Annotated in this window: 20 protein-coding genes; 5 read left to right on the forward strand and 15 right to left on the reverse strand. The window is 68.6% G+C overall.

Features of this window, described 5'->3' with window-relative positions; genetic code table 11:
- Window positions 1–174: 174 nt before the first annotated feature.
- Together gltX and NX1_RS23475 are read right to left on the reverse strand one after the other, a co-directional pair.
- On the reverse strand, window positions 175–1650 hold the full coding sequence (gltX, locus tag NX1_RS23470; RefSeq protein ID WP_068063359.1) for a glutamate--tRNA ligase: 1476 nt from the start codon (window positions 1648–1650) through the stop codon (window positions 175–177).
- A gap of 13 nt (window positions 1651–1663) precedes the next feature.
- The gene (locus NX1_RS23475) at window positions 1664–2437 is read right to left on the reverse strand and encodes a fumarylacetoacetate hydrolase family protein (protein WP_068063364.1); all 774 of its coding nucleotides are present in this window, start codon (window positions 2435–2437) and stop codon (window positions 1664–1666) included.
- Window positions 2438–2737: 300 nt separating this feature from the next.
- On the opposite strand from NX1_RS23475, the gene NX1_RS23485 reads away from it, so the two are divergent.
- Complete coding sequence (locus NX1_RS23485) at window positions 2738–3919, forward strand: MFS transporter (protein WP_068063370.1); 1182 nt, start codon at window positions 2738–2740, stop codon at window positions 3917–3919.
- 200 nt (window positions 3920–4119) lie between these two features.
- On the opposite strand, the gene NX1_RS23490 is transcribed toward NX1_RS23485, so the two are convergent.
- The 5 genes from NX1_RS23490 to NX1_RS36995 all read right to left on the reverse strand — a co-directional run bounded on the left by NX1_RS23490 (window position 4120) and on the right by NX1_RS36995 (window position 9095).
- Complete coding sequence (locus NX1_RS23490) at window positions 4120–4464, reverse strand: SbtR family transcriptional regulator (protein WP_068063372.1); 345 nt, start codon at window positions 4462–4464, stop codon at window positions 4120–4122.
- Entirely contained in the window at window positions 4461–5060 is a 600-nt protein-coding gene (locus tag NX1_RS23495) for a Uma2 family endonuclease (protein WP_245668645.1), read from the reverse strand. The genes NX1_RS23490 and NX1_RS23495 overlap by 4 nt, the downstream gene beginning before the upstream one ends.
- A gap of 93 nt (window positions 5061–5153) precedes the next feature.
- Entirely contained in the window at window positions 5154–6161 is a 1008-nt protein-coding gene (locus NX1_RS23500; RefSeq protein WP_068063374.1) for a 3-isopropylmalate dehydrogenase, read from the reverse strand.
- 200 nt (window positions 6162–6361) lie between these two features.
- On the reverse strand, window positions 6362–7975 hold the full coding sequence (serA, locus tag NX1_RS23505) for a phosphoglycerate dehydrogenase (protein ID WP_068063376.1): 1614 nt from the start codon (window positions 7973–7975) through the stop codon (window positions 6362–6364).
- A gap of 802 nt (window positions 7976–8777) precedes the next feature.
- Entirely contained in the window at window positions 8778–9095 is a 318-nt protein-coding gene (locus tag NX1_RS36995) for a hypothetical protein (protein ID WP_169812273.1), read from the reverse strand.
- A gap of 458 nt (window positions 9096–9553) precedes the next feature.
- Here NX1_RS36995 and NX1_RS23515 point away from each other — a divergent pair, with 458 nt between their 5' ends.
- A complete protein-coding gene (locus NX1_RS23515) occupies window positions 9554–10363 on the forward strand; it encodes a nucleotidyltransferase domain-containing protein (protein WP_068063482.1) in 810 nt (269 codons plus the stop codon).
- Between the two features lie 50 nt (window positions 10364–10413).
- On the opposite strand, the gene NX1_RS23520 is transcribed toward NX1_RS23515, so the two are convergent.
- The 7 genes from NX1_RS23520 to NX1_RS23550 all read right to left on the reverse strand — a co-directional run bounded on the left by NX1_RS23520 (window position 10414) and on the right by NX1_RS23550 (window position 16760).
- Complete coding sequence (locus NX1_RS23520) at window positions 10414–10620, reverse strand: cold-shock protein (protein ID WP_068063384.1); 207 nt, start codon at window positions 10618–10620, stop codon at window positions 10414–10416.
- A gap of 154 nt (window positions 10621–10774) precedes the next feature.
- Window positions 10775–10981 (reverse strand): cold-shock protein, encoded by a 207-nt coding sequence (locus NX1_RS23525; protein ID WP_011210759.1) that lies wholly within the window; start codon window positions 10979–10981, stop codon window positions 10775–10777.
- A gap of 210 nt (window positions 10982–11191) precedes the next feature.
- The gene (gene iolD, locus NX1_RS23530; protein WP_068063386.1) at window positions 11192–13036 is read right to left on the reverse strand and encodes a 3D-(3,5/4)-trihydroxycyclohexane-1,2-dione acylhydrolase (decyclizing); all 1845 of its coding nucleotides are present in this window, start codon (window positions 13034–13036) and stop codon (window positions 11192–11194) included.
- Window positions 13027–13920, reverse strand: a complete 894-nt coding sequence (gene iolB, locus NX1_RS23535; protein ID WP_068063391.1) for a 5-deoxy-glucuronate isomerase — start codon at window positions 13918–13920, stop codon at window positions 13027–13029. The genes iolD and iolB overlap by 10 nt, the downstream gene beginning before the upstream one ends.
- Window positions 13921–13933: 13 nt before the next feature.
- Entirely contained in the window at window positions 13934–14788 is an 855-nt protein-coding gene (locus NX1_RS23540; protein WP_068063484.1) for a Cgl0159 family (beta/alpha)8-fold protein, read from the reverse strand.
- 44 nt (window positions 14789–14832) lie between these two features.
- Entirely contained in the window at window positions 14833–15789 is a 957-nt protein-coding gene (gene iolC, locus NX1_RS23545) for a 5-dehydro-2-deoxygluconokinase (RefSeq protein WP_068063393.1), read from the reverse strand.
- Between the two features lie 68 nt (window positions 15790–15857).
- The gene (locus NX1_RS23550) at window positions 15858–16760 is read right to left on the reverse strand and encodes a TIM barrel protein (RefSeq protein WP_068063395.1); all 903 of its coding nucleotides are present in this window, start codon (window positions 16758–16760) and stop codon (window positions 15858–15860) included.
- A 288-nt stretch (window positions 16761–17048) separates the two neighbouring features.
- Between NX1_RS23550 and NX1_RS23555 the strand changes: the two genes are divergently transcribed.
- The 3 genes from NX1_RS23555 (at window position 17049) to NX1_RS23565 (ending at window position 19541) form a co-directional block, all read left to right on the forward strand.
- A complete protein-coding gene (locus NX1_RS23555) occupies window positions 17049–18083 on the forward strand; it encodes a LacI family DNA-binding transcriptional regulator (RefSeq protein WP_068063397.1) in 1035 nt (344 codons plus the stop codon).
- Between the two features lie 12 nt (window positions 18084–18095).
- Complete coding sequence (locus NX1_RS23560; protein ID WP_068063398.1) at window positions 18096–19109, forward strand: Gfo/Idh/MocA family protein; 1014 nt, start codon at window positions 18096–18098, stop codon at window positions 19107–19109.
- A 141-nt stretch (window positions 19110–19250) separates the two neighbouring features.
- Window positions 19251–19541 (forward strand): hypothetical protein, encoded by a 291-nt coding sequence (locus NX1_RS23565; protein ID WP_068063400.1) that lies wholly within the window; start codon window positions 19251–19253, stop codon window positions 19539–19541.
- Window positions 19542–19932: 391 nt separating this feature from the next.
- Here the strand turns inward: NX1_RS23565 and NX1_RS23570 are convergent, their stop codons facing one another.
- Window positions 19933–20727, reverse strand: coding sequence for a hypothetical protein (locus NX1_RS23570; RefSeq protein ID WP_157119984.1), 795 nt, complete (start codon window positions 20725–20727; stop codon window positions 19933–19935).
- Window positions 20728–20914: the final 187 nt, after the last annotated feature.

The following is a 20914-nucleotide window of genomic DNA, read 5'->3' on the forward strand; positions in this document are numbered from 1 at the left end:
TAAACTACAAATCGCCTGGTCAAAGCCATGTTTTCGGCGCAAAAGCGGCCTCGGCGCCGCCGGTCCGCGTACGGCGAGCGAACCGGTCCCGGCGCCGCTCGCCCCGGCGCGACCGACCTACCGGACTACGTCCGTGAGGGTCCAGCGCCAACCGGAGCGAGAGGGCGGGCAGACCTACTCCGCGGGGGGCGACCACCGCTGCGCGGCACGCAGCCGCGCCATCGTGGTCTCCCGGCCGAGCAATTCCAGCGACTCGTACAGCGGCGGACTGATATGCGATCCGGTCACCGCGACGCGCACCGGCGCGAATGCCTTGCGCGGTTTGAGCCCTAGATCATCGATCAGCGCGATTTTCAGCGCTTCCTCGATAGCGGGGGTGGTCCAGGACGCCAAAGGCTCCAGCGCGGCAATTGCGGCGTCGAGTACCGGCACGGCGTCCGCGCCCAGATTCTTGGCGCCCGCGACCGGGTCGATGGCGAACTCTTCCGCTGGTGCGAACAAGAATCGCAGGAGTTCCCAGGCATCGGACAGCACGACGATTCTGGTCTGCACCAATTCCGCCGCCGCGGCGAACACCTTCTCGTCCACTTCGGCGCCGATGTGACCGTGTTCGGTGAGGAACTCACGCAGTCGGCTCGCGAAATCGCCGGGTGCCAGCAATCGGATGTGCTCGGCGTTCAGCGCGTCGGCCTTCTTCTGGTCGAAACGCGCCGGGTTCGAATTCACGGTCGAAATGTCGAAGGCCGCCACCATCTCGGTCATCGAGAACACATCGTGATCGTCGGCGATGCTCCAACCGAGAAGTGCCAGGTAATTCAGCAAACCCTCGGGGATGAATCCGCGGTCACGGTGGGCGAACAGATTCGACTCCGGATCACGCTTGGACAACTTCTTGTTGCCCTGCCCCATGACGAACGGCAGGTGCCCGAACTCAGGGGTGAACTCGGCCACTCCGATCCGCTCCAGCGCCGCGTACAACGCGAGCTGGCGCGGCGTCGAAGAGAGCAGATCCTCGCCGCGCAGCACGTGGGTGATCTTCATCAGCGCGTCATCGACCGGGTTGACCAGCGTGTAGAGCGGGTCACCGTTACCGCGGGTGAGCGCGAAGTCGGGCACGGTGCCCGCCTTGAAGGTGGTCTCGCCGCGCACCAGGTCGCGCCAGGTGAGGTCCTCGTCGGGCATGCGCAGCCGGATCACCGGCGGCCTGCCCTCGTCCCGGAAGGCCGCGATGGCCTGGGGGCTCAGATCGCGGTCGAAGTTGTCGTAGCCGAGCTTGGGATCGCGGCCTGCCGCGCGGTGGCGCGCCTCGACTTCGTCGGGCGTGGAGAAGGATTCGTACGCCTCGCCCGCCTCCAGTAGCTTGCGCACCACATCGAGATGCAGCTCCCGCCGCTCCGACTGGCGGTAGGGCCCGTAGGGGCCGCCGACCTCGGGACCCTCGTCCCAGGTCAGTCCGAGCCAGCGCAGCGCGTCGAGGATCGCGCGGTAGGACTCCTCGGAATCGCGCGCCGCGTCGGTGTCTTCGATGCGGAAGACGAAGGTGCCGCCGGTGTGGCGGGCGTACGCCCAGTTGAACAGCGCCGTCCTGATCAGGCCGACGTGCGGTGTACCGGTGGGTGACGGGCAGAATCGGACCCGTACTTCAGTCATGGCTCTCTTTCGATCAGCGTTTGGCGGCAACGGGATTGGTGAGGGTTCCGACGCCCTCGACGGTGACGGACACCTGCTGGCCGTTCTGCATGGGCCCGACGCCCTCCGGCGTTCCGGTCAGGATGACGTCGCCGGGAAGCAGCGTCATGACCGTGCTCACCCATTCGATCAGCTTCGGAATGTCGTGCAGCAGTAGCGAAGTGCGGCTGCGCTGGCGGACCTCGCCGTCGAGTTCGGTCACGATCTCCAGATCCGAAGGGTCCAGCGAGGTTTCGATCCACGGGCCGAGCGGGCAGAAGGTGTCGTAGCCTTTGCCGCGCGTCCACTGACCGTCCTTGCGCTGCTGATCGCGAGCGGTGACGTCGTTGGCGACGGTGTAGCCGAGGATGACGTCCTTGGCGCGGGCGGCGGGCACGTCCTTGCACGGACGGCCGATGACGACGGCGAGCTCGCCCTCGTAATCGACCTGAGAGGAGCTGGGCGGCAAGATGATCGGGGCGTTCGGCCCGACGATGGCGGTGCTCGGCTTGATGAAGATCACCGGCTCCTCCGGCGCGGGACCACCCATCTCGGCGGCGTGCGCGGCGTAGTTCTTGCCGACACACACCACCTTGCTGGCCAGGATCGGCGCGAGCAGGCGTACGTCGGCCAGCGGCCAGCTCCGTCCGGTGAACGTCGGCGTACCGAACGGGTGTTCCGCGATCTCTTTGGCGATGCTGTCGCTTCCCTCCCCCTCGATGCTGACGAACGCGACCCCATCGGGACTGGCAACTCGACCTAGACGCATGCCCCGAAGTCTATCGACCGGCATCGACCTGCTCGAACGCACCCGACCGAGCGGTTCGATCGCGGCGCGCGACCGACTGCTTCGGCACGTCACCGTGACGGATCGCACCGCAGGGCGGAAGGGGGCATCGAGTGTGACTTTCGACTCGATCCGCGACGCGTTCGCGCCGGTCGCCATGGACCGGCCGCGCGAACGAGCGCTCCCGGAGCGAGAAATCCACTCGCCCTCGGGTGTAACCTAACCCTCGATGTTCATTCAGTGAGACTTGCGTTCCATATTGTGAGATTCGAGGTGTGGCCCATGGCGACCGTGACAGAGATCCGCGCGGCACGACGGTGGTCCATGCTCGCCCTCGGCGTCTTCGCGCAGGCATCGAGCGCCGTGTTCATCCACGGAACGCCCTTCCTGCTGCCCGCGCTGACGGCGCGCGGAATGTCCTTGCCCACAGCGGGTCTGCTGGTGGCGATGCCCACCGTCGGACTGGTGTGCACGCTCATCGCGTGGGGCTACGTGGTCGACCGCGTCGGCGAGCGGAAGGTGTTGGTCGGCGGGCCGCTGGTGATGTTCGTCGCGGGCGCCGCCGCGGCCGCCACCACGAACGACATCGCGCTCGGCGCGTTGCTGTTCCTCGGCGGCGCGGGCGCGGCCAGCACCAACGGCGCCAGCGGCCGCGTCATCGTCGGCTGGTTCCCGCCGGAGCGGCGCGGTCTCGCCATGGGGATCAGGCAGACCGCGCAACCGCTAGGTGTCGGCGTCGGCGCGCTGGCGGTGCCCGCTGTCGCTGCCGCGCACGGCATTTCGGCCGCCGTTCTGGTGCCCGCGATCATGGCCGGCATCGCGGCCGCGGCCTGCTACCTGGGCATCATCGATCCGCCGCGGCCGGAGGGCAATGGCGTCGATCGGGCCAATCCGTATCGCGGCGACGCCACGCTGTGGCGGATCCACGCCGTGTCCGTGCTGCTGTGCGTGCCGCAGGGCGTGGTGTGGACCTTCGCGCTGCTGTGGCTGCACCGCGACATCGGCTGGTCGCTGGCCGCCGCGGGCGCGCTGGTGACGGCGACGCAGATCCTCGGCGCGTTCGGCCGCATCGGCGCCGGCGCCTGGTCCGACCGGGTCGGCAGCAGGCTGGGTCCGCTGCGGACGGTCGCCATCGCAGCCGTCATGTCCATGGCGGCCTTGGGCCTGACCGCGTGGACACAGTGGTGGTGGGCCGCCATCCCGCTCCTGATCGCGGCTTCGGTGATCACGGTGTCGGACAACGGACTCGCCTTCACCGCGGTCGCCGAAATCGCCGGGCCGTACTGGAGCGGGCGCGGTCTCGGCATTCAGAACACCGGCCAGAACCTCGCGATGGCCGCCATACCACCGGTTTTCGGCGCGCTGATCACGATCGGGGGTTTCCCCGCGGCCTATTTGGCAGCCGCGGCGCTGGCCACGGCTGCCATCCCGCTGGTCCCCGCCGACCGCGACGCCTCGCGCTGATCATCGAGCTGGGAGGGCCGCCGCTCTCGACCGCGACCCTCCCGGCTTTCGGTCGTACGGTGACGAATACGCAGCTCACGCTCGAATCCGCTTGCCGCGCAGCATCGTCACCGACGTAGTCCGCCGAACGCGATCTCCGACGCGCGCCTGTGCCCCGCCTCGTTCCAGCCGTAATGCTCTGCGGCCGCGCAGAATCCGTACTACGCGACAAGCAGATCCGAGAGTTCGAGATCCGCTCGTATTACCGCCTCCGCCTGCGCAGCGGCGAGCAACTCGGCCAACGCGGACCGCATCTCCGCGGCGGCCGGGATGGATTCCGGCTCGCTTGTCGCGACGGCCACCCCGAAGCTCTTCTTCACCGCCGCCTCCGCGACCACCGCGTCGCAGATCTCGAACAACGCCGTGCGCGGATCACCGCGGTCGACGAGGGCGCGGGCGGCGGCACGTCTCGGTGGCACGTCGTTCGTCGCGCTGCAAACGCAGTAGTCCGCCAACGAGCCGGTCAACGGCATGCTCACCGGGGGCTGCACCAGTAGCCGACTCACGCTTCGAGTAGCGCCGCCGGATCGACGCTGACGCGAAAGCAATTGCGGTGACCGATGTTCGCGCTCAGTATGGACCCTGGTCCGACGGGCGGTTCGGCGCGATAGACACCTCCGTCGAGGACGAGCGGGTAGATGCGCACGTCCGGGTGGTGTTCGACGATCCAATACTGCGGTATGCCAACGGCAGCGTACTCCCGGACCTTTCGCACCCGGTCGGTGCGCTCGCTGCCGGTCCCCGGCGCGATGACCTCCACCGCCAGCTGCACTTCCGAGCCTCGCAGCAGCCGGGGCGGGTCGGCGACGAGCGCCGTGCGCACCACCTCGCGCGGCACCACGACGATGTCGGGTTTGCGAATGCCGTTGGGTGTGCTCACTTCCCAGCCGCCGCCGAGGCAGACGTGCGTCGCCATGCCGGCGGCGACATCGAGGAAACGGGCCAGCCGCTGGGCGACGTGGTTGTGCCGTGCGCCGCGCGCGACTTCGATCAACCAGCCGTCCTCGAGCTCGAAGCCCTTGCCTTCGTCCGGCAGCGCGTGCAGGTCCCGGATCGTGTAAGGACCCGGCTCCGGCCGCTTGCTCGCTCGTCGCACGGTCACCCGACCTCCCTGGTTCGCACTCGACCCGAGGATAGCCAGTTCACACGGGAAAGCCCCGGACCCGAACCCTATGCGGGGCCTCGCCGACGATGGTCAGACCGCGGCGGCGATGCGGTCGCCGACCTCCACCGTGGAGGAAGCGCCGGACCGCTCGGCCAGGTCCTTGGCGACGGCGGCCTCGATCCGAGCGGCGGCCTCGGCGTTGCCGAGGTGGTTGAGCAGCAGCGACACCGACAGGATCGCCGCGGTCGGGTCCGCCTTCGACTGGCCCGCGATGTCGGGGGCGCTGCCGTGCACCGGCTCGAACATGCTCGGGTTGGTTCCGGAGGCATCGATGTTGCCGCTGGCGGCAAGGCCGATGCCGCCGCTGACCGCGGCCGCGAGGTCGGTGATGATGTCGCCGAACAGGTTGTCGGTGACGATCACATCGAAACGGCCCGGGTCGTTGACCATGTGGATGGTCGCCGCGTCGATGTGCTGGTAGGCGGTGGTGACGTCGGGGAACTCCGCGGCGACCTCGTCGACGGTGCGCTGCCACAGCGATCCGGCGAAGGTCAGCACGTTGTTCTTGTGCACCAGGGTGAGGTGCTTGCGGCGGGCCTGCGCCTTGGCGAAGGCGTAGCGCACCACGCGCTCGATGCCGAAGCGGGTGTTTGTGCTCACCTCGGTGGCGACCTCGTGCGGGGTCTCGACGCGGATCGCGCCGCCGGTGCCGGTGTAGGGGCCCTCGGTGCCTTCGCGCACCACGACGAAGTCGATGTCGGGGTTGCCCGCCAGCGGGCTGGTCACGCCGGGGAACAGCTTCGACGGGCGCAGGTTCACGTGGTGATCCAGCGCGAACCGGGTGCGCAGCAGCAGACCGCGCTCGAGCACGCCGCTCGGCACCGACGGGTCGCCGATCGCGCCGAGCAGGATGGCGTCGTGCTGCTTCAGTTCCGGCAGCACCGAGTCGGGCAGGATCTCGCCGGTCGCGTGGTAGCGCTTGGCGCCCAGGTCGTACTCGGTCTTCTCGACTCCGGGCACGACGACGTCCAGCACCTTGAGCGCCTCGGCGATGACCTCGGGCCCGATACCGTCACCGGGGATGACAGCAAGCTTCATGACAACTCCGTTCAGTGTTCGACCGGACCTGGCCGGACGCTCGGCGAGCAACGACACGGTACTAGGCGCCCCGCCGTGTCCGGCCAACCGGGCGGGGCCGCTCCCGACGTCCCGGCGTCGCGCCGGGAACGTGCGGCGCGCCGCCACCCTGCGGTGACGGCGCGCACACGATCTACTGCACGCCCGAGGGCGCGCGGCGATCAGAACAGGTCGACCAGCGCGATCTTGGCGGCGCCGACCGCTTCGGCGATGGCGTTCTGCACGTCGGCCGCCACTTCCTTGTTGACGCGCAGGATGACGGTGGCGCCTTCCTTGTTCACGTCCTGGCTCAGCTGCGCGGCCAGGATGTCGACGTCCGCCTCGCCCAGCTTGGTGCCGATCTTGCCGAGCGCGCCCGGCCGGTCGTCGTAGTTCAGCACGGCCAGGTTCAGGCCCTCGGCGCGCATGTCGTAGTTGCGGCCGTTGATGTTGACGATCTTCTGCACCAGCTGCGGCTCGGTGAGGGTGCCCGCGACGTTCAGGGTGCGGCCGTCGCCGAACACGGCGCGCACGTCGACGACGCTGCGGTGGCTCGGGCTCTCCGGGGCGGTGGTGACCGTCGCGGTGATGCCGCGGTCCTTGGCGAGCGCGGGGGCGTTGACGAAGGTGACCGCGGGCCCCTCTCCGTCACCCTCGGCCAGCGCCGAGAAGATGCCGCGCAGCGCAGCCAGTTCCAGCACCGCGACGTCCTCGGAGGCGAGCTCGCCGCGCACCTGGACCTCGATGCTGACGGGCAGCTCGTCGGACAGCGCGCCGATCAGCGCGCCCTGCTTGCGCACGATCTCCAGCCACGGGGCGACCTCTTCGCCGACCGTGCCGCCGGTGACGTTCACCGCGCCGGGGACGAACTCGCCTGCCAGCGCGAGCAGCACCGACTTCGCGACATCGGTGCCCGCACGGTCCTGCGCCTCCGAGGTGGACGCGCCGAGGTGCGGGGTGACGACGACCTGCGGGAGGTCGAACAGCGGGCTGTCGGTGCACGGCTCGCTCTCGAACACGTCCAGACCGGCGGCGCGCACGTGGCCGGACTTGATGGCGTCGGCCAGCGCGACCTCGTCGATCAGGCCGCCACGCGCGGCGTTGACGATGATGACGCCCGGCTTGGTGAGGGCGAGCTTCTCCTTGCTCAGCAGGCCCTTGGTCTCCGGGGTCTTGGGCAGGTGCACCGAGATCAGGTCGGCGCGCTGCAGCAGCTCGTCCAGGGTGACCAGCTCGATGCCGAGCTGGGCGGCGCGGGCCGGGGAGACGTAAGGGTCGTACGCGATGATCTTGGTCTCGAACGCGGCGAGACGCGCGGCGAACAGCTGGCCGATGCGGCCGAGGCCGACGACGCCGACGGTCTTGTCGAAGATCTCGACGCCGTTGAACTTGCTGCGCTGCCAGGTGCGCTCACGCAGGGTCGCGTCGGCGGCGGGGACCTGGCGGGCCGCGGCCAGCATCAGGGTGACCGCGTGCTCGGCGGCGGTGTGGATGTTCGAGGTCGGCGCGTTGACGACCATGACGCCGCGCTCGGTGGCCGCGGGCACGTCGACGTTGTCGAGGCCGACGCCGGCGCGAGCGACGATCTTCAGGTTCTTGCCCGCTTCGAGCACCTCGGCGTCGACGGTGGTGGCGGAGCGCACGAGCAGCGCGTCGGCCGCCGGGACCGCGGCGAGCAGCGCCGGGCGGTCGGGGCCGTCGACCCAGCGAACCTCGACACCGTCACCGAGCGCGTCGACGGTCGACTGGGCGAGCTTGTCGGCGATCAGAACAACAGGACGGCCTGCTTGGCTCACTGTGGGGTACTCCTGGGGAAAGGGGGTCGGCAGTTACCGCCGACCAGCTTAGTAGTCGGCAATTCGTCCGGCCGTACCACCCGGTAGGCGGCTGCCGTCAGTGTGCGAGCGGCGCGGTGACGAGGACGTACAGCCGAGGACGAATGCCGTTCTGCCGTAACGCCACCGGACTCGCGTCGGTCGCGGGTATCACCGGCCCACCTCGGGCGAGCGGTGTCCGAAACCCTCCGAAACACGGGAAGACCCCGCATCGAGCGGATGCGGGATCTTCCATCGGTCGTGCCGATCGGACGGCACGGTGTCGATCGAGTCGGTCGATCGCGGAGTCGAATCAGCGGCCGCCGAAGGATCCCGTCCACAGGGTGTTCAGCACACCGTGCAGCGCGGCACCGAGAGTGTCGAACAGGCCGTTGATGGCAGCACTACCGGTGTCGATGATAACGGGGATCATGAGAATTCCTCTTCGTCGAAATTATCCAGTCGAACTGGCTGACACACGGCACATCGGCGGCGTCGCGAATGCGGTTACGAAATTCTGGATAATTGTGACGCAGACTATATTCATTTATCGAATGCGATGCAAGTCACCGAGCATCCGATGAATCACCGCACGAAAATGCGCTCCTACCTGCATGTTTGCCGACTCTGCACACTGGTCGAACGTCCAGATCATGCGAGGACGCGCGGGCCTAGAATCTCTGAGAGAACTCTGAGGAAATCGCCGAAGAAACTCCAAGAGTCCCAGCTCGAGCACCATCGCCCAATTCGGATACGGCGCCGCCGAAGAGCGGGATAAGCGGCGTCACGCGATGACGATATTCTCGGGGAACACAACCACCGAGTTATTGACCGGCGATTCGGTGAGTAACGCGTGGAGACAGCCGAGAGCTCCGTTTCCGCCACGGACGCGGGCGGCGGCGACCGCTCGCGGCAATCCGTGCTCCAGTCGGGCGCGCCACCTCACCGCGGCAGCGCAACTGGCCGCCGAGGTCTGATCCAAGCCGGGACGGGCGCGGGCGTTCAGCGACCAACCTTGCATGCCGCGCGGCGACGGGCTCGCATCGAGGATGACGTGGCCGATCTCCAGACCACCCGGCCCCGGCGGAGCTGCTCGCGACACGACGGCCGCGGCCTTCCGCCGTGAACCCGGAGGGGCCCAACGGCAACTGATTCCCTCGCCGCGGCCAACGACATCCGCCAGACCTTCCACCGCATGGCCACCAACGACGAAGCGAGTGCTCGCTGATCGTCGACGGCCACCCTTCGAGGCCCCGCTCGCCGCGGCGACCGCACGCGCCCGCTCGTTCTCGGCCGTGCGATGCCACACCAACCCCAGCCGAGAATCCGGGCGCCCGCGCACAGAGGAATACCGTCGAAACCGCTCGAGGTAGCGGCTCTCGGATGACACAGCAGCATCAGGCCCCCACCTGGCGGCGACCTGTATGGGCCCCAGTGCTGCCGCTCGCCGCCCCCAGCATCGCGACCGAACCGGCTCTGGCGCGACAGTGGTTGGCGCGGAGCATGTTCCGACCGGAAAATGAGCTGAAGCGCGCACGCCGCTCCACATACCATCGGCGCATGTCGTTGCGCGCTGTACCCGAGTCGATGGATCCGGCGGTGGTCGGTTCCGTCGACGCCGAGCTGGACCGGATCGAGCGCGAGCATCGGGTGAGCGTGCGGCTGGCCATCGAAAGCGGCAGCCGTGCATGGGGTTTCCCGTCGCCGGACTCCGACTACGACTGCCGCTTCGTGTACGTGGCGGAGCTGGACACCTACCTGTCGCCGTGGCGCACGCGCGATGTGATCGAGACGCCGCTGATCGGCTTGCTCGATGTGAACGGCTGGGATCTCGGCAAGGCGCTACGCCTGCTCGTCAACGGCAACGCGGTGCTGATCGAATGGCTGATGTCGCCGATCGTGTACCGCGGCGACGAGCGATTCCGCGCCGAGCTGCGCGAGCTGGCAGAGCAGGTCGCCGCTCGCGACAAGGTGGCGCGGCACTACCTGCATCTGGGCACGCGACAGTGGGACCTGTTCGACCGCAACCGATCCCTGAAGAAGGTCTTCTACTCACTGCGCCCGGCGATGGCGCTGCGGTGGCTGCGCGAGCATCCCGAGGCGGCGGTGGCCCCGATGCATCTGCCGACGATGCTGGCGCAGTGCGAGCTGCCCGCCGATTTGGTCGCGGCCGTGTCCGACCTCACCGAACTCAAGTCGCGGACAAGGGAAATGGGCAGCGGAGCCGTGCCTGCGCCGATAGCCGCCTTCATCGCGAGTGAATTCGACTGCGCCGCCGACGCTTTCCCACGCACCACACCCGAGGATCCGAAGCGCGTCCGGGCGCTGACCGCGGAGTTCTTCCGCGCGCAAGCACTGTCGGTCCGGTAGACACGACCGGACGAAGTTCGTCGATGAGCCGCGTAGGAAGGCGGGCACTTTCAGCCGATGACGCGCACGCCGATCGCTTCCGGACCGGACTTGCTCTGGCGCAGCTGGAACTCCACCCGCTGCCCGGCCACCAAGGACCGGAACCCCGAACCCTCCAGGTCCAGGTAATCCACGAACACGTCCTTGCCACCATCGTCTTGGGCGATGAAACCGAAACCCTTTTCGGTGTCGAACCACATCACTGTGCCCTGGGCCATACGCCGTACCTTCTCCGAACGCGCAGAACCGGGGAAGGGTACACCGGCCGAGGCCGATCGGTCCATCAGCAGGCGGTCGCGGGGTCCTCACCTGGCCCGAAACGACGAGAGGCCCCGCACCGAACCGGTGCGGAGCCTCGAAGTGCGTGTCGAATCAGGCGACGACGCGGACGTCCTGGGCCTGCGGACCCTTCTGTCCCTGGCCGATCTCGAACTCCACGCGCTGCCCCTCATCGAGGGACCGGAAACCCGAGCCGCTCACAGCCGAGTAGTGCACGAAGACGTCGGGACCGCCGCCGTCCTGTGCAATGAAGCCGAAGCCCTTCTCGCTGTTGAACCACTTAACAATGCCTTGAGCCATTTCATACTTTCTGTTGACGAGCCAGGGACTTGCATAGACACCCCGGTCTCGTAGATCCACAATGCCATCATCCGACGAATTTCTCCACATTCGGCACCGCCTACTGTGAGCTATTCAACGAATCCCGCGGTCGGCGTCTCACAAACCTCCCATCGACCGCCCAGCGAACCGGTCGGCGTCTCGACGGGTGCGGGCGATCGCCCGCAGTTGTCACCGCCCGCGCGCATAGCGTAGCTGAACGGGCTTGTTCGTCTCGTAACCGCCGCGACCGGAAAGGTATTGCGGTACACCGACTTCCCACCACGCACCCGCGTCGGTCCAGTCGCCCGCCCGCGTGCGCACCACGACGACCGCGGGACGGGACGTCGTGACCGCGGCCGCCCTGGCTTCCGCGTAGGCGGTTCGAAACTGGTCGGTACTGCTCACAGCGAATATCGAGCAACCGAGCGCCGCCGCGTGCGCCGCGAAATCGACCCGCGGCGGGTCGACAAGGGTGGTCCGGCAGTCCGGGTACTGATTGTTGAACGCCGCGCCGCCCTGCCCTTCCTGGAGGCGCGCGATCACCGCGTAGCCGTCGTTGTCGCACACCACGGCGACGAACGGATGCCCGGCGAAGGCCGCCGAGAACAGCTCCGAATTCAACATCAGATAGGAGCCGTCGCCGAGCAGTGTGGTGACCAGACCTGGCCGGTGCGCCATGGCGGCGCCCCACGCGCCGGCGAGCTCGTAACCCATACAGGAGAATCCATACTCGACATCCATGCTCGGCGCTCCTCCCGCGGCGCGCCAGCCGCCGATCAACTCGCCGGGCAGCCCGCCGGAAGCGGTCATGACGTAGTCCTCCGGCGTCGAGAGTTCGTTGACGATGCCGACCACCTGCGCGTAGCTGGGCGTCCCCGGCGTCGGCGCGCGCAGCTTGTCGATTCCCGCGTCCCAGGTCTCGCGCAGCACCGCCGCGCGCCCCGACCAGTCCGCGGGAGCGGTCCACCCCGACAGCTGCTCGTCCAGCTCGGTCAAGCTGGCCGCCGCATCGCCGACGATCGACAGCGCCCCGTGCTTCACCGCGTCGAAGCGGGCCACGTTGACGGTGACCAGGCGGACGTCGGGCGCGAAGACCGTCCACGAGGCGGTGGTGAAATCCTGCAGCCGGGTACCCACGGCGAGCACCAGATCCGCATCGGCGGCGAGGGCGTTGGCCGACGCCGAGCCGGTGATGCCGAGCGGTCCCGCGTGTAGCGGGTGATCGTGCGGCACCAGGGTCCGTCCCGCGGTGGTCTCGGTGATCGGAATCCCGTGCCGCTCGGCGAATTCCACCGCCTGCGGGCCCGCCCCGGAGTAGCGCACACCACCGCCGACGATCAGCAGCGGCCGCCGCGCGGTGCTCAGGACGGCGGCGGCCTCGCGCAGTGCGCGCAGGTCGGGACGCGGCCGCGGCACGTGATGCAGTACCGGAGCGAACAGCGCGTCCGGGAAGTCGAAGGTCTCGGCCTGCACGTCCTGGGGCAGCGCCAGGGTGACAGGTCCGGCGTCGGCTGGATCGGTCAGCACCCGCGCCACCTGCGGCAACGTCGCCATCAGCTGTTCGGGCCTGGTGATCCGGTCGAAGTATCGGCTCACCGCGCGGAAGGCGTCGTTCACGGTCGCCGTCGCGTCCCCGAAGTGCTCCACCTGTTGCAGCACCGGGTCGGGAGCGCGTCCGGTGAAGGTGTCGCCGGGGAGCAGCAGCAGCGGCAGCCGATTCGCGTGGGCGACCCCGGCCGCGGTGACCATGTTCAGCGCGCCGGGACCTATGGAGGACGTGGCGACGCCGACCTGACGCCGTTGGGTGGCCTTGGCATACCCGACCGCGGCCAGTGCCATCCCCTGCTCGGTGTGTCCCCGCCAGACGGGCAGTTCGTCGCGGCGCTCGTGCAGCGCGGTGCCGAGGCCGAGCACGTTGCCGTGTCCGAAGATCGCGAAGGCGGCCGGGAAGAGCGGCACCTCCGCGCCGTCCAGCGTCTCCGAGCGCTGTGCGACGAGCCAGGCCACCAGGGCCTGGGCGGTGGTCAGCTCCATGACGACCGTCCTTCCTGGCCGGTGACCGGGCAGCGCGGGTCGGTCGGCTCCCCCGCCCAGCCGTCCCGGACCCAGGCGTGCGCCGGATCGTCGCAGAAGGCCATCGACCGTTCGGGCGCCGGACCGGCCAGCACATTGAGGTAGTACATGGGATAGCCGGGCGCGGCGACACAGGGCCCGTGGTAGCCGCGGGGTATCAGGAAGACGTCGCCGTCGCGCACCGCCGCATTCTCGTCCACCGCGCCGTCGGCGGTGTAGGTGCGGTGCAGTCCGAAGCCTTCGCGGGATGGCGTGAAGCCGTCGCGGCCCGCGATGCGGAAGTAGTAGATCTCCTCGTTGACCACCTCGCACTCGCTCGCCGCGTCGTGCTTGTGCGGCGGATACGACGACCAATTGCCGTCGGGCGTGATCACTTCGCAGGCGTTGAGCTTGTCCGCGTGCTCCCATACACCCGGCACGCCGAAGTTGGTGACCTGCCTCGTGGCCCGGCCGGCACCCCTGATTTCGATCGGAACATCCTCGGCCGGACCGTATCTCGGCACGAGCCGCCGCGTGCACTTGGCCATCGGCATGGCGAGCAGCGCGCCGTCGGCGCTGGAGATCTCCGCTTCGGCGTCGCGCGGCACGTACGCGAAGTCCGTCACACGGTCGAAAACGGAAGCGCGACCTGCCAATTCGAGGACGATTCCGTCGGCGCGGACCACGCACGAGCCGGAGAGCGGCAGGACGAATGCCTCGTACTCGCCGGTGGCCAGCGTTCTTGTCTCGCCCGGCGCGACCGCTATCACGCGCAGGCCGGTGTAGCGCCACCCGGCGTCCTCGGCGGTCAACCGGATCGGATCTCGGCCGTCGGCCAGTGTCCCGGCCGGACGATGCAATGTCATCGGGACTCCTTCGTCATCGGGACGCCTTCAGCATGCGGGCCGCGGCGTCGACGGCGGCGGCGACATCGCCGTCCGGCGGATACAGCAGGGTGCGCCCGACCACCAGACCGCGCACCACGTCGTGGTGCAGGGCGTCGCCCCAGGTCGCCAGGTCGGCCGCGGGATCTTCGGAGGGCGCGCCGCCGAGCACCACCACCGGCAGCGTCGTGGCGTCCAGCACCGAACTGTCCTCGGGCGCTGGAATTTTCAGCCAGGTATAGGCGGAGGTGACGCCGAGACCCGAGGCGACCGTGATCGCCCGCGCCAGCGAGGGCGCGTCCTTGCTCATCACCAGCGCGCCGGAGTCGTCGCGGTGATACGGCAGCGGTTCCACCATCGCCATCAGGCCGTGCGCCGCCAGTTCGGAGACCGCCTGCGCGCAGGCGTGCAACGTGGGCACCGTACCGGGATCCGAATCGACCAGGCGCAGCAGCATTTTTCCGCCGTCGAGGCGGCAGCGGACGAGGGCGTCGGCGTCGTAACCGGTGAACCGGTCGTCGATCTCCCACTCCGCGCCCGCCAGGCCGCCGCGGTTCATCGAGCCGATCACCACCTTGTCGTCGAGCGCGTCGAGCAGCAGCAGTTCCTCGACCACGTCGGGCGAGCCGAGCACGCCGTCCACCGCGGGGTTGGCCAACGCGATCAGCAGCCGCTCCAAGAGCGCGCGCCGGTCCGCCATCGCGGTGCGGTCCGAGCCGACGCCCAGCGCGCCGCGGGCGGGATGGTCGGCGGCCACCAGGAACAGCGTCTCGCGGTCCGACAACACGCTCGCGCGCCGAACCCGCTTGGCGTAGGCCCGCTCCACGGCCGCCGGGTCCTTGGCTCGCATTCGCAGCAGCTCGGCCCAGCGGTCGTCGGTCAGGTACGGGACGGTTATCGGCACAGCAGCTCCTCGATCTGCGCCGCCGTCGGCATGGCGTCCGCGCAGGCCAGCCGGGACGCGACCAGCGCACCCGCCGCGTTGGCGTAGGCGGCGATCCGGTGCGGGTCCCAGCCCGCGAGCAGCCCGTGAACCAGCGCGCCGCCGAAAGCGTCGCCCGCGCCGAGCCCGCACACCACCGTCACCGGGCACGGCGGCACGGTCCAGCGCCCGTCGGCGGTGGCCACGAACACGCCCTCGGCCCCGCGCTTGATCACCGCCAGCCGGACACCGCGCGCCAGCAGCCGATCGGCCGCTTCGTCCGGATCGGTGGAGCCGACCGCCACGCCGACCTCGGTGCGGTTGCCGACGACGACGTTCACGTGGTCGATCAACCCGCCGATCTCGGTGCGCGCGGTCGCCTCGTCGGGCCAGAACATCGGCCGGTAGTCCAGGTCGAGCACCGTGTGCCCCCGCCGGGCGCGCCGCTCCAGGATCGCGCGCTGGGTGCCGCGGGCGGGTTCGGCGCTCACGCCGGTGCCGGTGACCCACAGCAGCGGAACCGAATCGATGAGATCCCACGGCACGTCGTCGGGGGTCAGGGTGAGGTCGGGCGCGATCGGGGCGCGATAGAACAGCAGCGGCGGGTCGGCGGGCGGATTCAGCTCGCAGAAGACCACGGGTGTCAGCAGATTCGGCGCGGTGCCGACGAAGTCCGCTGCCACGCCGAACTCGGTGAGCGCCGCGCGCACGTAGGCGCCGAAGCCATCCGGACCGACCTTGGTGAGGACCGCCGTGCGACGGCCGAGGCGCGCGGCGGCCACGGCGACGTTGGTCGCGGTGCCGCCCAACGACTTCGCGAAGGTGCGAACCTCGGCTAGCGGTACACCGCTCTGCTCCGGGTAGAGGTCGACGCCGACGCGGCCGATGGTCAGCGCCTCCGTCGTGCCCGCCCCGGCGGCCGCGGTCACGAACCGACCACCCGCGCCAATTCGTGTCGCAGCGCGTCCGATTCGGCTCCGCCCGCCATCTGCGCCTCCTACATCCGCGCCGACGTCGAGGCGACACCCAGATCGGCGAGATAGCGCAGACTGCGTTGCGCGTCACGGCTCGCCGACTCCACCGGATCGGTCGGCCGCAGCGCCGTGTCCTGTTCGATGACGAACCAGCCGCGGTAACCGGCCGCGTGGACGGCGCGCACCAGCGCGGCGATGTCGACGCCGCCCGCGCCGAGCGGCGCATACAGTCCGCGGCGCACCGCCTCGCTGTATTCTGCTGCGCCACTTCGCACTTCGGCCGCGAGCTCGGCGCGGACGTCCTTGAGGTGGACGTGGCCGATGCGGTGCGGATACCGCCGGGCCAGGCCGACCGGGTCGGTTCCGCCGATGAGCAGGTGGCCGGTGTCGAGGCAGAGATCGAGATCGGAGTCGGCGAGGAATCGTTCGACTTCGTCCTCGGTCTGCACCTGCGTGCCGACGTGCGGATGCACCGCGGTTCGCAGGCCGTGCGCCGCGGCGATCTCGCGAATGGCCGCAGCTGTGTCCAACAGCGTCCGCCACCCGGACGCGTTCAGCCGGGGGCGGAGGTCGTAGCCGTCCAATCCGGTGGCGGCCGCCAGCACCAACACCTCGGCGCCGGTCGCGGCGAACAGTTCCGCCGCGTGCCGCGCCGCCGCGAGCGCGCGCTCGGGCGCACGGTGCAGCGGCAGCGCGAGGAATCCGCCGACAGCGCGGAGGCCGAAGCCGTCGAGCAGCGCGCGCAGCGCGGCCGGGTCGTCCGGAAGGTAGCCGGGCGGGCCGAGCTCGGTCGCGGTGATGCCGAGTCGCGCCATCTCGGCCAGCACGGTGGGTGCGTCGAGCACATGGCCCCAGCCGGGGACTTCGCACACGCCCCAGGAGATCGGCGCGGCCGCGATACGCAGCGCGTAGAGAGGTTCGGTCATCGCACTCTCCGGCCTTCGAGGTGAACAGGTGCCCTCGCTTTGGAGCGCTCCAACTATGTAACGCGGGCCACAGTGTGTCAAGGGTGCGACCCGGCCGCGTTTCCATATCCCGACCTCGTATTTCGTTGCACGACACGACAACTTCGCGCGGCGCGATGGCCGGTCGGGCGCAGGTTGGAGCGCTCTATTGTTGGAGCGCTCCAACGCGTGTAACGTCCGATCCGGCACCCTGCACAGCGCGTTCGACGGCCGGGAGCCGCACCCCCCGAGACGGCGGACGGAGGCGAGATGGCGCGACCGACGATGGAGGACGTCGCCGCCCGCGCCGGCGTCTCGCGAGCGCTGGTATCGCTCGTCATGCGTGATTCGCCCAAGGTCAGCGAGCACCGCCGCCGCGCGGTGCTCGAGGCCGCGCGCGACCTCGGCTATCAGCCGCACATCATGGCCAGATCGCTGGCCAGCCGCACCTCCAATATCGTCGGCGTCCTCGTCTCCGATCTACGCAACGCCTTCTTCGCCGACGTCGTGGAGGGCATGGACGCCGTCGCGCAACGGTCGGGGCTCGAATTGATCCTCAACACCGGCCGGCGCAGCGCCACCCGCGAGCGCACCGCGCTGGAGAGCCTGCTGTCGTTCCGCCCCGGCGGGGTCATCCTGCTCTCCCCTGTCCTACCGGCAGCCGCGATTCGCCAAGCGGCACAACAGGTTCCGATCGTTCTGGTTTCCCGCGGCTCCACCATCGCGGGTGTCGACACCGTCAACGACGACGGCGAGATCGGCGGAGCGCTGGCCGTCGACCACCTGGTTTCCCTCGGCCACAGCCGAATCGTGCACCTGGACGGCGGCGCCGCCTTCACCGCCGCCGCCCGCCGCCGCGGCTACCGAATCGCCATGGCGCGGCACGGCTTGGAGCCGATGATCATCTCCAGCGAGCACACCGACTCGGCGGGCATGGAAGGCGTGCGCAAACTGCTGAAGATTTTCTCCCCCAGTGCTTTTCCCACCGCGCTGGTGTGCGGCAACGATTTCAACGCCGTGGGCGCGATGTCGGCGCTGGAGGAAGCCGGGCTGCGAGTACCGGACGACGTCTCGGTCGTCGGCTACGACAACACGTCGCTGGCCGCGCTGCGCCACATCTCGCTCACCACCATCGACCAGCCGCGCGTCCGGATGGGCGGCCTCGCCGTCGAGGCTCTGGCCGAACGTCTGCGCGGTGACCGCACAGATCCCGTCCGCCGCAGGTTGGAGCCCCAGCTCGTCGTCCGTGGCACCACCTCCGCACCCGGATCGAAATACCCAGGCATGCAATCGAATTCTTACTGACCAGGAGGATCGATGAGCACCACCGTCACGCTGGGCCTCGCGGGAACCGGCCGCATCGGCACCGCGCACGCCGAAACACTGCACGAGCTTCCCGGGGTCGATCGCGTCCTGGTCGCCGACATCGACACCACCCGCGCGCACGCAGCGGCGGCCAAGCTCGGCATCGAAGCCGTCCCCGACATCCAAACGCTACTGACCGCCGGCCTCACCGGCCTCGTCGTCGCCACCGCCACCGACTCCCATCCCGCGCTGATCGCCGCCGCGGTCGACCGCGGCATCCCCGTCTTCTGCGAAAAGCCCGTCGCGGCCGACATCGACGGCACCCTGGCCGTTCTCGACCGCCTGCGCGGCGCCGGCGTCCCCGTGCAGATCGGCTTCCAACGCCGCTTCGACGCCGGGTACCGCGCCGCCCGCGCGGCCGTCGCGAGCGGCGAACTCGGCTGGCTGCACAGTCTGCGGGCCACCACGCTGGATCCGGCGCCGCCGCCCGCCGACTACATCCGCCGCTCCGGCGGACTGTTCCGCGACTGCGGCGTCCACGATTTCGACATCATCCGCTGGGTCACCGGCCGCGAAGTCACCGAGGTCTACGCGCATGGCGCCAATCGCGGCGACGAATTATTCACCGCCGCAGGCGATATCGACACCGGTGCCGCCCTGCTCAGGCTCGACGACGGCACCATCGCCACCGTGAACCTGAGCCGCTACAACGGTGCGGGCTACGACGTCCGCCTCGAAGTCCTCGGCTCGCGCGGCAACGCCATAGTCGGCCTCGACGACCGCGCTCCGCTGCGCTCGGTCGAACCCGCTCACCCCGCCTCGCCCTACCCCGCGTATCCCGGCTTCATGGAACGGTTCCGCCGCGCCTACACCGAAGAACTCGCCACCTTCGTCACCGTCGCCACCGGCTCCACCCCCAACCCCTGCACGGTTGCCGACGCGCTCGAAGCCTCCTACATCGCGGAAGCCTGCGAACGCTCCCGCATCGAGCGCCGCCCCGTCGCGCTCAGCGAAGTACGCCGCTGAGTCCTGCTCACACATCAGGGAGACACCGGGCACAACGATCGAGAAACGTCAGCCGAACCTGTCGGACCCCACCGGCAAACTGTTGGTACTCAGCACAACAGCCGCCGCGCACACCGGCGACACGCACAACTGGGGGTCCCAATGTTCCAGATCGCGCTCACCGCTGTCTCCCTCACCTGCATCGCCACCGCCATCCTCGCCCTCACCGCAGGCGGCATAGCCGACTCCCTGGCCGCCCGAGCCAGCAAAGCCTCCGAATCCTGCTTCATCGGCGACGCACTTCCCACCGACAAGTTCTTCGAGAACCGGCAGAGATACGAACGGCTGCACCGGATCACGGTGCGGTTGATGATGGGCGGGTTGGGGACGTTGGTGGTGGGGATCGCGGTGTTGGGGGTGGCTGCGTGGCAGTTCAAACACGCGGGGCGTTGACGAGCCCTTACCCAACTCCAGCTCGCATGCGGATGCTCAGGCAGCAAGAGGTTGCCCGGCTGCGGCTGCTTGCCGTGCCCGCGTTCACTTCACGACCCGCGTTCCAGCAGAGATGGTGGACGCACTATGGGCTCGGACCGCAAGGGCAGAACGCCGATAAGTATTGCACCTGCTGGTGACCGGGCTCATAAGGGTTTCCTGTCCGCAAGCCGATGAGTTAGCGCCTGCGCCAGCAGTTACCTGTCGTGCCGACGAGACGATCACGATATAGCCTCGATGGAAGCCGATCGTCCACGAGCCGACCCACCGCGGCCGAATTGATCGCCATTTCGATACGACCAGAACATCGCGAAACGCCAACGAGATATCGCGCAGCCTTGAATGACCTGCGTCAGTTGGCGACTGCGCGCTCCACGAGGGTCTCCGCGTCGTCGCGCCGGTTCCGCTGGATCAGTAGGTGAACAATGTGCAGCACATCGTCCTTTGACTCCCTGCCGGCGGCATAGCTGATGATCGCGTCAGTAGCTTCGAGCATGCCCAAATCGCGACACGAGACCACTGCGTCGGCCGCATCAGTGGGGATCGCCTCCGAACCTACATGGCGGATCAAGCCGTTGGCGCGCTCATAGTTTCCAGCGGTGATGTACACAGCGAGGTTTTGCGCGGGCGGCCAGCTCACATCTACGGCTCGACTGTTGTGCCGGTCCCCTCCTGGACGGGGGACCGGCACAACATCCGCCGTGATCGCGGCAAGGGATTCAGCCGGCCTATCTGCAACCATCACGTGGTCCAAGAGGACAGGCGCGCCGCAGTCAGGACATGCCAGGACAGGCTGAGGCCCTTCATTCGTAGTCGCTAGCGGTGTAAGGGCCTGTCTGAGGCTATTGAAATCTTCCCAAGGCAGGATCCCATCGGCGCCGACACGCGCCACCGCGAGATCGTGGAGCGCCTTCAACAACTGCTCCTCGGGTGCACGCTTGCGCTTCCCGCTCACCAGGCTCGACAACACGTTCTTGGTTGTATAGGCACGCTTTGCGATCTCTCGGTACGAGAGGTCGATGCAGCGGATCAGATTGCGTAGTTCTCCTGTAAATTCTTCCCACTCAGGTGACAGGCCGGGACCGAGGTCTGCGAACTTTCCACGCGGCGGCAAACCGTTCTCCCCCATCAGAATCGACTGAATCAATCAAGTCATTGTCCGTCTCGAGAGCCGAATGCGCAGTAGCCCGCTGTCCCGATTTTTACATCTCATGGCTCCGAATCTCGGGACAGACAGCACTTCCCAATCTCGATTCGTTGATGTTCAGTTGACGATGTAGCCAACAGACTGCTGCCGGGCACTATCCGCGAGTGGCCCTGCTCTGACTTCGCTC

The organism is Nocardia xishanensis NBRC 101358 (assembly GCF_001613365.1).
Classification (GTDB): domain Bacteria; phylum Actinomycetota; class Actinomycetes; order Mycobacteriales; family Mycobacteriaceae; genus Nocardia; species Nocardia xishanensis.

Excerpts from the sequence above, each read along its gene's own strand:
- gltX (WP_068063359.1), bottom strand. The coding sequence starts at position 1,650 with ATGACTGAAGTACGGGTCCGATTCTGCCCGTCACCCACCGGTACACCG.
- NX1_RS23475 (WP_068063364.1), bottom strand. The coding sequence starts at position 2,437 with ATGCGTCTAGGTCGAGTTGCCAGTCCCGATGGGGTCGCGTTCGTCAGC.
- NX1_RS23485 (WP_068063370.1), top strand. The coding sequence starts at position 2,738 with ATGGCGACCGTGACAGAGATCCGCGCGGCACGACGGTGGTCCATGCTC.
- NX1_RS23500 (WP_068063374.1), bottom strand. The coding sequence starts at position 6,161 with ATGAAGCTTGCTGTCATCCCCGGTGACGGTATCGGGCCCGAGGTCATC.
- NX1_RS23515 (WP_068063482.1), top strand. The coding sequence starts at position 9,554 with ATGTCGTTGCGCGCTGTACCCGAGTCGATGGATCCGGCGGTGGTCGGT.
- NX1_RS23520 (WP_068063384.1), bottom strand. The coding sequence starts at position 10,620 with ATGGCCCAGGGCACAGTGATGTGGTTCGACACCGAAAAGGGTTTCGGT.
- NX1_RS23525 (WP_011210759.1), bottom strand. The coding sequence starts at position 10,981 with ATGGCTCAAGGCATTGTTAAGTGGTTCAACAGCGAGAAGGGCTTCGGC.
- iolD (WP_068063386.1), bottom strand. The coding sequence starts at position 13,036 with ATGGAGCTGACCACCGCCCAGGCCCTGGTGGCCTGGCTCGTCGCACAG.
- iolB (WP_068063391.1), bottom strand. The coding sequence starts at position 13,920 with ATGACATTGCATCGTCCGGCCGGGACACTGGCCGACGGCCGAGATCCG.
- NX1_RS23540 (WP_068063484.1), bottom strand. The coding sequence starts at position 14,788 with ATGCGAGCCAAGGACCCGGCGGCCGTGGAGCGGGCCTACGCCAAGCGG.
- NX1_RS23550 (WP_068063395.1), bottom strand. The coding sequence starts at position 16,760 with ATGACCGAACCTCTCTACGCGCTGCGTATCGCGGCCGCGCCGATCTCC.
- NX1_RS23555 (WP_068063397.1), top strand. The coding sequence starts at position 17,049 with ATGGCGCGACCGACGATGGAGGACGTCGCCGCCCGCGCCGGCGTCTCG.
- NX1_RS23560 (WP_068063398.1), top strand. The coding sequence starts at position 18,096 with ATGAGCACCACCGTCACGCTGGGCCTCGCGGGAACCGGCCGCATCGGC.
- NX1_RS23565 (WP_068063400.1), top strand. The coding sequence starts at position 19,251 with ATGTTCCAGATCGCGCTCACCGCTGTCTCCCTCACCTGCATCGCCACC.